The sequence below is a fragment of the Clostridium sp. MCC328 genome (genome assembly GCF_018785465.1).
Classification (GTDB): Bacteria; Bacillota; Clostridia; order Lachnospirales; family Lachnospiraceae; genus Pilosibacter; species Pilosibacter fragilis.
This window is the reverse complement of the sequence record NZ_WQPW01000028.1, coordinates 79688-93021: the sequence shown is the minus strand read 5'-3', so window position 1 is coordinate 93021 and position 13334 is coordinate 79688. Positions and strand designations below refer to the sequence as shown.

The 13334-nt window shown below is 45.1% G+C and carries 10 protein-coding genes; 1 reads left to right on the top strand and 9 read right to left on the bottom strand.

From position 1 onward, the window contains the following. Positions 1-8: 8 nt before the first annotated feature. The 5 genes from GPK83_RS05455 to GPK83_RS05435 all read right to left on the bottom strand — a co-directional run bounded on the left by GPK83_RS05455 (position 9) and on the right by GPK83_RS05435 (position 5769). Positions 9-659 (bottom strand): hypothetical protein, encoded by a 651-nt coding sequence (locus GPK83_RS05455; RefSeq protein WP_215704213.1) that lies wholly within the window; start codon positions 657-659, stop codon positions 9-11. A 101-nt stretch (positions 660-760) separates the two neighbouring features. Continuing rightward, complete coding sequence (locus tag GPK83_RS05450; RefSeq protein WP_215704212.1) at positions 761-910, bottom strand: hypothetical protein; 150 nt, start codon at positions 908-910, stop codon at positions 761-763. A 41-nt stretch (positions 911-951) separates the two neighbouring features. After that, entirely contained in the window at positions 952-1578 is a 627-nt protein-coding gene (locus GPK83_RS05445) for a hypothetical protein (protein WP_215704211.1), read from the bottom strand. Positions 1579-1652: 74 nt separating this feature from the next. Continuing rightward, positions 1653-4445: an ATP-dependent helicase gene (locus GPK83_RS05440; RefSeq protein ID WP_215704210.1), complete on the bottom strand. Its 2793-nt coding sequence runs from the start codon at positions 4443-4445 to the stop codon at positions 1653-1655. Between the two features lie 31 nt (positions 4446-4476). Further along, complete coding sequence (locus GPK83_RS05435; RefSeq protein ID WP_215704209.1) at positions 4477-5769, bottom strand: hypothetical protein; 1293 nt, start codon at positions 5767-5769, stop codon at positions 4477-4479. Positions 5770-5946: 177 nt separating this feature from the next. Between GPK83_RS05435 and GPK83_RS05430 the strand changes: the two genes are divergently transcribed. Continuing rightward, complete coding sequence (locus tag GPK83_RS05430; RefSeq protein ID WP_215704208.1) at positions 5947-8055, top strand: ATP-dependent helicase; 2109 nt, start codon at positions 5947-5949, stop codon at positions 8053-8055. A 51-nt stretch (positions 8056-8106) separates the two neighbouring features. On the opposite strand, the gene GPK83_RS05425 is transcribed toward GPK83_RS05430, so the two are convergent. Genes GPK83_RS05425 through GPK83_RS05410 form a run of 4 tightly spaced genes read right to left on the bottom strand, consistent with a single transcriptional unit; the run spans position 8107 to position 13329 of the window. After that, positions 8107-8712: a hypothetical protein gene (locus GPK83_RS05425; RefSeq protein ID WP_215704207.1), complete on the bottom strand. Its 606-nt coding sequence runs from the start codon at positions 8710-8712 to the stop codon at positions 8107-8109. A 52-nt stretch (positions 8713-8764) separates the two neighbouring features. Beyond that, positions 8765-10441 (bottom strand): hypothetical protein, encoded by a 1677-nt coding sequence (locus tag GPK83_RS05420; protein WP_215704206.1) that lies wholly within the window; start codon positions 10439-10441, stop codon positions 8765-8767. Next, positions 10434-10853 (bottom strand): hypothetical protein, encoded by a 420-nt coding sequence (locus GPK83_RS05415; protein ID WP_215704205.1) that lies wholly within the window; start codon positions 10851-10853, stop codon positions 10434-10436. Before GPK83_RS05415 ends, GPK83_RS05420 begins: the two co-directional genes overlap by 8 nt. Positions 10854-10899: 46 nt before the next feature. Further along, a complete protein-coding gene (locus GPK83_RS05410) occupies positions 10900-13329 on the bottom strand; it encodes a type IA DNA topoisomerase (RefSeq protein WP_215704204.1) in 2430 nt (809 codons plus the stop codon). Positions 13330-13334: the final 5 nt, after the last annotated feature.

The following is a 13334-nucleotide window of genomic DNA, read 5'->3' as shown; positions in this document are numbered from 1 at the left end:
TTTTCTCCTTATTGTTCGAGTTTTGCCATACATGCTTCGATACCGGCATGATCCGGATAGAAAAACTTATGGCTTTTGTGATAATAGCGGATGATCTGCTGCAATTCAGATGCATATTCCATCCAATACTGATAAGCAGTTTGTACGTAATCGGAACCGTTGTGATACTGAGCTTTGATTTCTTTCGTCGGGATCGTCCACCAGATCATGTCGACGGCATACATTTCGGTAACATGGCAAAAATCACACCAGGCTTTAAAGCGATCGTTCACGTGAAAGGTCTGCTCATTGTGCAGATAATCGACAATCGCATCACCCAGGTAGGAAACCGGCCAGAGCACTTCGTAATCGTCAAATATACCGCTGATATCATAAGCACGGGCTTTCTGAAGCTCATCGAATGTGCATCCCTCCTGGATATCGGCCCATACAATATGCCCTCTATCCTGCGCCCAGCATAACTGTCCGCCAAAAGCAGTTTTAAGCATATTGGCGAAATAATAACAGTATCCGGCGGAAAATAGATGATCAATTTGCTCCCCGGATTTCCCGTCTCGGTCAGGGAAATTTGTAATTTCATCAATGAATTTGATAACCTTAAGATTTACCTCTCCCTGAAATTTTTCTGTATTGGTGTACCATTCTAATAAGTGTCCCATATTTTTCTCCTTTGTTAAAACAGCGAGAGTTCTTTGGACCGTGTCACGTCACAATCCAAGTCTCTCACATGTTTACATTCTGTACTCATATTATTTTTTCGTTACAAATTATCTGTATTGATCCAATATCCTGCTGTCTTCATTTCCTCATAACTATCGAAACCATGCTGCAATGCGACAATATCCAGATAATCCTCCAGCGGCATCGCACCCATGTTGGTATTCACAATCTTTTCTGCACTTTCGCCCATAAGATTCTCCTTTGCTTTTCTGCAAATTGCCGTCTTTTTTGTTACTGCACTACCGTAAAATCAGTCGGTATAAATTTCGATGGCCAGCGATAATGTCCATCACTCCAAAAAGTACGCGAGCCGACGCAGCGCTTCTGAATTGTTACCGTATCACCGGCGTGGACCACTCCGTTGCCATAATTTTGATCAGCAACGAAACTGATCCATGTAAATAATGGCAGTGCATTCAGTTTTTCTCTGCTTTTCCGATATTTTCTTACTTGCTCTGCATATTCCTTGCATTTTTCGCGCCAGGCGAGTGCGGTTTTATTTTCTGTCTGACTTAAGCATTTCAGAATACCAACCGGGCAACGCGCTTCTGGTCCCATGGTTTCATCCATATCTTTATAAGCAAAGTTGTAATAATCCCGCTGGTTAGTCTGCGTTAAAAAGATGACTGCATAAACATCCTGCTCTGCCTCCGGAATCGCTTCAAATTCATCGTTGTGTCCAGTGCGTCTTAACAGGGGCCGGATTGCCGCATAGTATGTAGCTCCGACCATGCTGGACTTGACCACGGCGAAATGCCCCGCATTCAGTCCTTCCAACCAGTACGCATCACATTCCCGCTTCCGGTCCACTCTGCCTGATTTTGTGTAATACTGTGCATGATAACTTGTCCATCCCATATGTTTTCTCCTTTTTTGTATATTGTAAAACAGCCCCGTCTACGCATCTGCATGAACGGGGCGTTGTTTGGAAGTTACGCTGTTTTCTTTTTTCGACTCTTTTTTGCAGCCTCTTTTTCTGCTTTACGTTTTTCCGCTTCATGGTCAACCGGATCATAGGTTTCTCCAAGAATCTGGTAAACTTCACGCAGAAACTGATTCTGCTCATAACCGGTTTCTTTTGTACCATAGGCAATGTACTGCCCGGTTACAGTCAGGGAATCCCTGGCTCTTGTCATTGAAACGAAAAGAAGTCTTCTGGTTTCCTCTAAACGTTTCTTGGAATTCCGGCTGTTTTTGTGCAGGTACTCGGAATCGTATTTTGAAACACTGTTAAACACATATTTCCATTCCAATCCTTTGGAAGAATGTGCGGTGACCAGGGTGACCCCCTCGTATTTTTGTTCCATTCGCTTTTCTTCCTTTTCGCCGTAACGCTTAAAATCGCGGATATACTCCAGTTCACTCTGCAGATCCTCATTGGCGTATACCAGATCAAGGAAATGAGCGTAAATTTCATCGTCACCTTTGATATCATCAAGCATCTGGTGGAAGATTACACGCTGCACATCAAATGGCAGGTCCTCCATGGATTCAAAGGAATCCTTCAGCTGTTCTACTACCTCTGTTACGGCATCATCATCCATATCCGCAATCAGATCGCCATCATGCTGTGCAACCAGATAGTCAAAATAACACTTAGTCGCGTCGGGTTCATAGAATGCCATGGCTAACGAAAGCGCCGCCTTTACACGGCTGTTTTCCATTAAACGCAGTGGATTTTTCATTACCCACGGGATGCGGTTTTTGGAAAGAGCTGCGGACATTTCGCTGATCTCATTTTTTGTGAACGCGATAAACGCAATCTCTTCCGGTTGCACACCGCTATCAATCAGTTCTCCGATCTGATCCGCGATCCACGCGTATTCATCCTGCTTCTTAAAGAAGCCCTTGACTCTGGTGCTACCGCCATTCCCTCTTGTGGAAACCATGGTTTTATCCACTTTTTCCGTATTGAGGTCATTGACCGCATTGGAAAGCTCCACGACTTCCTCGCAGCTTCTGCGATTCTCTGTCAGAAACAATTCCGTACCGCTTACACCCATTTTCGTAAAGAAATGGATAATATTATCCGGCGATGTATTGCGGAAAGAGTAAATGGACTGAGCGTCATCGCCAACCACCATAAGACTCTTAAATGACGGGCAAGCGCAAAGACGTTTGATCTTGTCAAGCTGGCCATCATTACTGTCCTGAAATTCATCCACCACGATATGCTCAAAACCGTAGCGTTCCTCCAGGTAATCCGGGTGTGCATCCAGGAACTTGTTGGCAAGCGGTTCCTGATCAGCAAACTGTACCAGGTTATCTTTCTTAAGTTCCTCGTTATACCGTTTACACAGTGCCAGAATATCACGAAGCTGATTGGTATCAAGACTGCTGATATAACCGGAGTCTATGATGGCATGCTGCAGGTTGTTCACCGACGCGGGATCATCCGGGTCAAGGTTCTCCGCTTTAATCACTTCAATCACCTTGGATACGCAGGCGAGCGCCCCGTGGTCCATGGTATAGTTCAAATAATCAAGTCCAGGAATCTCTTTCTCTTCCAGCAGTCTTGTGATCGTAACGTAATTGCGCACGCGATCAATAACATTAGGCATGGCTGTAAAGCCAAGCTCTGCGTAATTTTCCTTCACGATCTGGAAATCAAAGCTGTTGAATGTCATGGCCTGAATGTCATCCGTCCCGATATTTAAACCTCTTGCCGATGCTTTCTTGGCAAGGCGCTCCTTCATTTCCGTAGCGCCCGCCTCCGTAAAAGTGATAAAAAGCATCTTATGCGGGTCGGTCCCGGCTTCAAACATCCTGGCTCCGCGCTCAGTCATGCATTCGGTTTTTCCGGTTCCGGCGCCTGCGTTGACCTTGCAGTAACCTTCCCGGAAATCGATCACCCGCTGCTGTGCATCGGATGGCACGATTTTCCCTTGTTTGCCTGACAATGTTTTTTCTTCGTACTTCTCTGGGAGCTTCTGCCAGAAACACTGCGTATACATCTTGCAGTATCGGCAATTATCTTCTCCGCACATATCAGAGCCCTCTGTGTAAGTCTCCAATTGATCACGGAACATTTCATCATTCGGGGTATCTCCCATGGTATCACTCCATACTTCTTCAAGCGTTACCACATTGCCTCCGTTTCCGGAAAAGAAATCCATGTCCGAAAGCGTATCAGCTGTATCTGTGGTTTTACGCATGAAATAGTAGGAAGCCTTCACCTTCCAGATTTTTCCTGCCGGCACGAGCGTGCGTGCATAGCGGAGCAGGAAATATAACTCCAGACAGTTATTGACGGATGCATCCTGTTTGTGCCCTTTCTGGGTAACTGTCGGTTTGCCAAGACGGTACAGCACCACTTCCACGCTGTCCTGTTCGAAAAATGCTGCGTCCGGGAATACCGTCACCTGGTATTCTCCCTCCACAATATGCTTTGGGCCGACAAAGGTTGCTTGGCGCTTCTCAGAATTTGCCGCGCGCAGGAATAGTTTACAAAGGCGTTCTGCCTTAGCTTTTCTCTGTTCCGGCAGAAGCATCTGCTCGTCATCAAGTCCTTCTTCCACAAGGCCCATAAACTCGCCCGGTTTATATTTTCCGGCAAGGTAGCCTTTCATCAGATCCTTCATCAGGATCGCTTCATCAAAGTTGGATTCCTTTACAGTATCCAGAATGCCGTTCAGACCATCATAATTACGAAGCACCTTACAACGATCTGCACCACGGAATTCCGAACTTCTCTTTTCTATATAGCCATTTTCATTTTTTCTCATGCCGTTCTCCTTTGATCATTCAGGTTCCCGCTTACGCGGAAACCTTGATTACATACTCCACGCTGTCCTGGCAGTCCTGATAGACAATGACCTCATCCATCATGAATCCGGAATATCTGGACTCCGCCCAGGTGCATAATGCATCCGGCGCAATGGATTTCAGTTTTTCCCAGCACAGACCGCTGTCCAATCCAAGATGCCCGTCATAATAAGTGCCGTCTTTTCCGACCGCAACCTTGCAGACTAAAAGCAGACCATAACTCTGTCCACCGCTTGTCCACTTCGCTCCGACTCTGGATGTATATCCCAAGGACTTGATAGCATCCGGTGCGAAATAGGAACCATATCCGTATGCCTTACCGGTGAGGACAGTATCTTTCGGCGGGCGGTTCTTGATGCCTGTTGTCAGGATAGACCAGACGTTTTCATGCTTAGTGCCGTGGAATAAATATTTAATTCCATTTTCCATGGTCAGATCATTTGCTTTAGCAAATTCTTCCAGGTCATGTTCCGTTGCGTGGTTGCATACTTTAAATGCCTCGATATACTTTCCTGCATTCCCGGTCAAAATCTGTTTTAAATAGTCTTCCTCTTCATCGGTTACCGGGCGCATTTCAATACCATTGGCATCCAGGATTGTTTTTTCATCCTTGTGATCCATGCGATTTTCACGTACCTGGGAAACCATGATGTCGAACAGATCCTGCTCGTCTACCAAGATGCCCGCGAAATCCTGTTTGTGCTTCGCAAGATGCAGAGAGAGTTTGTCCATTCGTCTTGGAATGGCAGTATAAAGCAGCTTTAACTTGTTATTAAATTCTGCTACGCTCATACGATCCTGTCCCGCCACGAGATCTTTGATTGTCTGTTCGCCAAGCGCGATCATTTCATCTGAAATGTCATCAACCTTGACGGTATATGACTGTTCAAAGATGTGCTTTGCGAATGCAAGCAACTCATTCACAAAAGCCTGGGTTTTAGCATCCGGGATTTCTGCAAACGAACCATCCTGTACACCGCCATTCCGTTTGGTAACCTCGATCTTGTCCATTTTTTTAGTTTTGATCGGCATGTATCCCTTACGGATTTTAGCGGCATACACGTTGTCCCAGTCCTCAATCGGAAAGATCTGGCTGGTCGGTTTATATCGCCCGATTGTGATACCTACTCTTCCAGTTGTGATTTTCATGGAACCATTTTTCAAGTTTTCCATGATAAAAAACTCATTGTGCCCACGTCCGGTTGCGGTTTCTTTGACATACGCCATTTCCACATACTCACGCGGGATCTCTTTCTTTTCTTCATTTTTCAGTAAATCTTCCATGATATCCTCCTTCATGTCTTGTGATTATTTCAGAGAAATTATGGGATCTGATGAATCAATATAGTGAATGGCGTGAAATATCACAATTTACCATATCCGCAGCATTTCGCTCCATGCACGAACGCAAATGCGGGGTTATAATAAGGTCAATGAATGAAACACAAAGGGGAAATAATGATGTTCCAGAAAAATTTAGCTCAGGAAGAAGCTGTTCAGACTCATAACGGTCCGGTATTATTGGTAAGCTGCCCAGGCAGTGGCAAAACTACAACTATGCTCCGCCGTATCAATTCCATGATCACGTCCGGAATTCAGGCGAGTTCTATTGTGATGGTAACATTCACAGATGCTGCTGCGCAGGAAATGAAAGCCCGTTATATCAAAGAATATGGCGAATGTTGCGTCGCATTTTGTACAATACACTCCATGTGCCTTCGCATTTTAAAAGAATATTCTGACGTGCCTGTCAACGTTATGCCTGCGGAAATTCAATATGGATTGCTCAGACAGTGCTTTCGTAAAATCCGCGTACCATACCGAAACGCGGAAATGCTCAAGGGTGCATTTACAGATATTAGCGCCTGCGCCAACAGCGGTTATGAACCAAGCATGTTTCATCCGGCTTCCGTTGATAAGAACATTTTTCCGGCGCTCTTTGCGGCATATCAGGAAGCAAAACGCGAAGCCGGATACCTTGATTTTGACGATATGCTCTGCGTATGCAGAGATCTGCTTCGCTCCAACAGCACCGTTCTGACCACATTACAGAAACGTTATTCCTATCTTTTATGCGACGAGTACCAGGACACCAACCTGGTGCAGAAGGATATCTTATACATGCTTGCCGGTGATACTGCAAATCTCTGTGTTGTTGGAGACGACGACCAATCCATTTATGGATTCCGCGGTGCTACACCTGGAATCATGCTGGATTTTGAAAAAGATTTCCCAAATGCAAAGATTATTTCCATGGATACTAATTATCGATCCAGACCGGAGATTATTGGAAAAGCTCGGAACCTTATCGGACATAACAAAGAACGTTTCGAGAAAAATATTAAAGCTGCACGGGATGGACATGGCGATGTGATTGTCAAAACATTAAAAATACGCAGCGAGGAGCTTTCATGGATCGCTGCAAAAGTCAAATCCATGATTTCTGATGGCATTTCCGCACGCGATATCGCTGTTCTGGCGCGAACCAATCTCCAGTTGGAAGATCTTGCATGTGCCTTTGACATTTTACAGATTCCCTATACGGCCGGTGAGTCCATACATGATGACTATGAACATTTTATTTTCCGTGACCTTATCTCCTATCTGACTTTGATGGAGGGAAACTGGGATAAAGAATGCTTTTTGCGGATTCTGAACCGTCCGGTCAGATGGTTGAAGGAATCATTATTTTCCACTCTTGACGGGTTTGATGAAAAAGCCATGCTCCAGCTTGCTACGCTGCATAAGCCATATGAAAAAAGAGCCGTGGAAGAAGTCAGACAGTTATATAAAATACTGTGTGGTTCCCGTCAGTGTCCCCTTGTTGATAAAATAAAAATTATCTGTAATGAATGCTGTTACCGCGCTTTTTTATGTGATTATGCAGACAGTATCGGCATGGAACCTAGCGTGTTTTTTAGTAAACTGGATTTCTTTTTACGCGAAGCTGTGAAATATCGTTCCGTCAGCGAATGGATGGAAGCAGCTAAACGCCATGTTGCCGCACACCGCAGGAAATTAAGTGAAAAGGATGATAATGCCGTTACCCTCGCTACCATGCATCGTTCCAAAGGGCTTGAATGGGATCATGTGTTTATTTTGGATTGCTGCCAGAATATTATGCCTGGTAAAAATCCAGCAACCGCACAAGATAAAAATGGTTCTGAAAAATCAGCGTCTGAGATTGAGGAGGAGCGTCGTCTGTTCTACGTGGCCATGACGCGTGCAAGAGAATCCCTGTATCTATGTAATTACGCATATCGCGAGAAGAAAAGCAGACAATCCGGTGAAAATCCAGGATTTACTGGTGTTGCTCCTTCCATCTTTTTAGCGGAAATGCAGGAAGATCTGGAAGCGAAGAAAAAGAAAATAGAGTTGGATGAGAAAAACAGAAAAGAAAGTGTATGTGCGGTCCATGATGCGTTTCTCGAAGGCTCTCCAGCCACATTTACAACCGGCATGGAAGTGCATCATTCTGAATTTGGCACTGGCACCGTTATACGCAAAACTCCTGCATTTGTAATCATCAATTTTGGTAATGAAAGCAAAATGTTTTTTCTGAATCTGTAATCCTCTCCTAGCAAACAAAAACTCCCGGGGTCCTGGGAGTTTTGTTACTGCTTATTTTCTTGATAGAAATTCTGTCCATGCCTGTTTCCATGGATCACTGCCCGTAAATTCGGCACCATCCTTATCAGCAGTCTGTACGGATTCTGCATAAACAATGATTTCATAATCCTGTACATCCGCCGCAGTCTGAAACGTCGTCTTTACCTTTTTAAACAAAGCATCTGTCGTTTTACCCGCAGCCACCGGTTCTGTATAGTAATAGTATCCTCCTAACTCCGCATCATCGGGCTCCTCGATATATGTCCAATGCTCCGGTAAATGATCCGCGTAGCTTTCCGCCGAGAAAAAGCTGCTACCGTCCGGGGATAATTCCGAAACATCTGCAACGTTTGAGTCTGAAAATGCTACATACACGCGTACATAGCACGGAACTGTTCCGGTATTTTTCACTTCCACATTTTTTTTGTATGTATTTTCTCCGGTGTTCATTTCTTTTGGCGGAGTAAAATCTTCTTTGATGGTAATTGTATTATATCCGGCTGAGAGCTGGTTATTTATGATGCTTTTTGCCCGGAAAAGTGCTGCCGTTCCGCCGACGGCGGTCAGACAGATCATTGCAGCAAAACCAGTCAAAATCATTCTTTTTGATCGTCTCATACGCCAATCCGTGCGCGGTCGTCTTTAACCGCGCACGTCATCCCTCCTTTCGTTATGATGCCGGCTGCGCTTCGGTTTCCGCCTCCGGCTCTACCTCTGTTTCCTGTGCGATATTTAACCCAACAGACTCTTCGCAGTTTACCCATACACGTCCGAGCTTATCGCCCTCAATGTCAAATGTATAAGTTCCAGCTACCAGGTTCGGTACCTTAATGACATACTTACCGCCCTCATTAGCCATGATGTTGCCAGGGGTGGTTGCAGCGGAATATTCCGTTCCATCCGGCGCAGTCAGGCGAATATTTTTCAAAACACGGTCAGTCTGTTCCCATGTGATGGTAAAATCATGCGGAGTTGCAGATGCATCATAGTAAATGGAAATGTTACCATGGCTGCTGTTATGATAATAGCTGGTCGCATTGCCGCTGCTGATGTTTATTTCAGCATTTTTATAGGTGTTTTCAAAATTTTCATAAAGAAGATACCAGTCTCCCGCGATCACATCCTGAATACTTGCACTCAGATAAGTATTGCCGTTCTGATTACTGCTGTCGTAAGTTTTACTATTATCCTCTTGCAGTCTGGTGACTTTACCAACCGGATCTATCAGATATGCCTTCGGAAATTTACCGTTTTTATTTGCTTCCGTACGGTTCTCATCGCTGATATAACGGTATGCGACAGTTAGATCCATATTCTTCTGCGTCTGGTCGATTGAAATTTTCTGTTTTTCCGCATAATCGTCCGGATTAATTTTTAAGCCGGTCTGTTCCGTGGCGGCCACCCCATCATTGCTTACGATTCCATTCGCTTCCTGCCATTCATAAAAAGTCATGGTCTTGCCATCTGAGCCCTTGTAATAATAAGGGGTTTCCAGACTGATTCCGCTTTCATCCACACCGCGGTCTACGTTCAGGAATTTTACAAGCCCGGTTCCATTTAACAGATAATAGCCGGATTTGAAATAGGACGGAACTTCAATAACAGCATAGCCATCCGTAGACAATGTATAACGGTCCGTCTGATATAGTTCAAAGGAACTGAAATAGCGGGTGTCGGCCAGTGCAGTCAATTGAAGTGGCGCTGTGCCGACATAAAAATCAATCTGGGCTGTCGCGTCTTTGCTCATACCTGTGATGATTCCTGCTTCATTGACATACTGTTTGGAAATTCCTGTTCCGTTGATTTTATCCACAGTCAGATCGGAGCCTTCCGGCATCTGCACTCCGGACAAGGCAGCCTGCAGGGAAGAACCGTTCGCCAGTCTGGTTTTGTCTCCGGATTTTGCTTTTCCTGAGTTAGTCATCAACAAGCCGGATACACCGATGGAATACCCACAGTCTTTAAAGCGCTCCCAGGAAAAAGAGTTAATCGGGTCTGTGGACACATAGATCAGCTGATCGTTTTTATACAGGGTCGGAATTGCCGAATCTTTGTAAACAAAATCCAGCAAGCGGTTATCGTCCTGTTTGGTCATGCCGTTTTCAGAATCATCCGTGGACTTCACTTCTTTGCTTGCATCAAAGTTCTGGTCTTCGTACGGAAGCAGATAAAATGAATCTCCGGATTTCACATAGAAGTTCCCGGCGCTCAGGTCATTTAGTGTGATGGCGGTCAGCGTTTCTTCTACCGGCCCCTCCTGCACCTCTTTCTTTTTGCATCCGGACATCAGCACACATGCGATTGCAACAATCGCCGTGCTGCACACAAGTAATTTGCTTTTATTCATGCTGTGCCTCCTTTGTAGTATTTTCTGACGGTACCGGGTTTTTGCCGGCATTGGACAGATATTTTTCACTGACGGAAAGTTTTACATCTCCCTCAAGTCCACCGTAATGAATCAGATACATAATGAAATTGATCAGGTTATGGTGATTGACTTTCTCATCGTCAGAAATGTTGATTAAGCCAAGAGTCCCCTGGGTCAGACGGTTAAATATATCCGACGTCTCTTTGAAACCCGCAACTCCGGCAGATACTTCTCTGGTCAAGGACGGTTCTTTGTTTCCTTCTGGATCAAAAGCTGCACCGTTCACTTTGGAATAGAACAAGATGTAATCATCGCAGTCGATTTCTACATGCTTCTCATCCATGCCCTTCACTTTTGCGTCAATCTGAATACGAATCGGTCTGTTTGTCATATTCTGTATGGCGACACCAAGATTCCAGGTGCCGCCTGCCTCCTTTCTAATTTTCGCGTTCCGGAAATCTCATTTCAGTCGCATAAGCAGATCCCTTTGGCTGCAGCTCCAGATATGCGTCATACGGCTTCCCGGTTTTCTTGGATTTGCCCCATGAGCGGAATACTCTTGTTCGTTTCTTGATGATGAGTTCTTTTAAATCTTTTTCTTTCAGTTTTCCGTTATTGGAAGAAACGGCAAAATTGCAGCCTTTTTTATAATCCTCGCATGCATATCCCCAGGATGCCGTATGTACCGGCTTTCCACAATAAGGACATGTAATGCCATTCACATTTCCGCCGCCGGAAGTTTGTCCGAAATCAGCGCGCACGGCAAACTGGGATCCTTTTGGTTCCAGTTTCATTTTTGCATCGTAACTTTTTCCGGTTTTCTGAGATTTGACCGCATTTTTAAACATGCGTGTTTCACCCTTTGTCAACAGGTCATCCATGTCTGAATCTTTGACCTGCCCGTTTAAATTGCCGACTTTAAAATTACAACCACCGTCTTTGGATGCCTCACATGCATAACCCCATTTAAACTTTAAAATAGGTTTTCCGCAGTACGGGCATGTGTGCGATGTATAGGAATGAATACTGTTTGGAGCTGGCGCGCACTGCATTGCTCCGACTTCCCGTACAAAATCATGGACATAACGGATAAACTGCTGCTCCGCATCCGCATATGCCACACTTCCCTCGCGCACATTCTGGAACAGGTTTTCCCACTGTGCCGCCTGTACCGGATCGGAAATGGTAAAGTTTGCGATGGCCTCCACATACCGGATGCCAAGCTCCGTAATGAAAAGCTGGTTTGTTTTTCCTTTGGATTCCATATACCCGGTATCCAGCAGGGCTTTGATGATCGTGGCTCTTGTGGACGGCTGTCCAAGTCCCTGCGCCTTGTCCATGGTCTGTTTCAGCATTTTATCGTCAATATATTTTCCGATATTTTCCATGGCGGTTATCAGGGATGCTTCTGTTAGGCGCTTCGGCGGAGTACTCTTCTTTTCATGTACCTGCATATTTTTAATATTCAGGACGGTGCCGCAGTTAATATTAGCCGGAATGGTTTCCCCTTTGGTCTGACGATCGTATAATTCCGACCATCCCTTTTCCTTTATGGATGTTCCGTTGGATTTGAAAATACAGTTTTTGATATCCGTAATTAGAACTGTTTTCTCTTCTACCAGCTCCGGCAGGAACTGTGCCGTCAGTCTTCTGCAGATCATGTCATAAATGTTTTCTTCGGCATCACTTAAAGAATCGTAATCAGGATGATTCTCCGTAGGGAGAAGCGCATCATGCGATTTCTTCTGTACTTCCGCATCATTTACCACATTCTTGTTGCCACGGACACGCGCAATGTCTGAAGCTGTGATATTTGCAATATAAGGCTCAAGTGCTGGCACGAAGGAAGCAGATGTTAACAGTGCTTCAAACTCTTTGGCTTTATCCGTTGAAACATACTCGCCGTCCGTACGTGGATAAGACACCAGCTTCTTTTCGTACAATGTCTGTATCGTGTCCAGGGTTTTCTGTGGGCTATAATTGTATTTACTTCCGGCCTCTCCCTGAATCGTGGAAAGTTTATACAATCTCGGCGCTGCCGTTTTTACAGCTTTACGATTGATATCGGCCACAGTTGCTGTTGATGCACCTCGTAGGGTTACAAGAAATGCCTCTGCCTTTTCTTTGGTGTCATATAAAACCGGCCCATCCTTCGTCACGTAAATACCACTAAATCCTTCCTGATATACGGCCTGCGCCAGGAAATCGGAATGCGGTTTAAACTCATCAATCGCCCTGGAGTTTAAGTATACCAGCCTCAGAGTCGGTGCCTTCACTCTTCCGACACGCATCAGGGTTCCAATTTTGACGGTCAGGGAACGGGTTGCGTTCATCCCGACCAGCCAGTCTCCATGGGAACGCACCAAATATGCCTGCGTCATATGGACATCCCTCGGATCCTTCCAAAATTCCGTCATGGAATACAGTGATTTCAAAATTTCCGCATCGGTCAGGGAGGCTTCAAAATAGCGCAGTGTTTTGTACTGTCCCAGTTTTAAACATTCACTTAAAAGATAATAGATTCCGTTGCCTTCCACATCCGAGTCCGTGCCAACGATGATACCGTCGAAATTTCCATTCTTTAAAGTGTCACGAATGTCATTAAACACACGCTTCTTCTGAGTAGGCTGACTGATGTTTGTGATCAGGAACGGATCCGGAATCATTGGCAGGTCGATTTCATCCCACCGCTGTCCCTTCCATTTTGAATATTCGTCCGGATCAAGGTATCTGCATACATGACCGGACAAGGCGGTGAATTCAATTTCGCCGATTTTATTTGCAATGTCTGCTTTGTGGCGGTGATAGGTATCCTTCACCGCGTTCATTACGGATGGCTTCTCGGCGATAAACAGGTATTTTAGCATGTCTT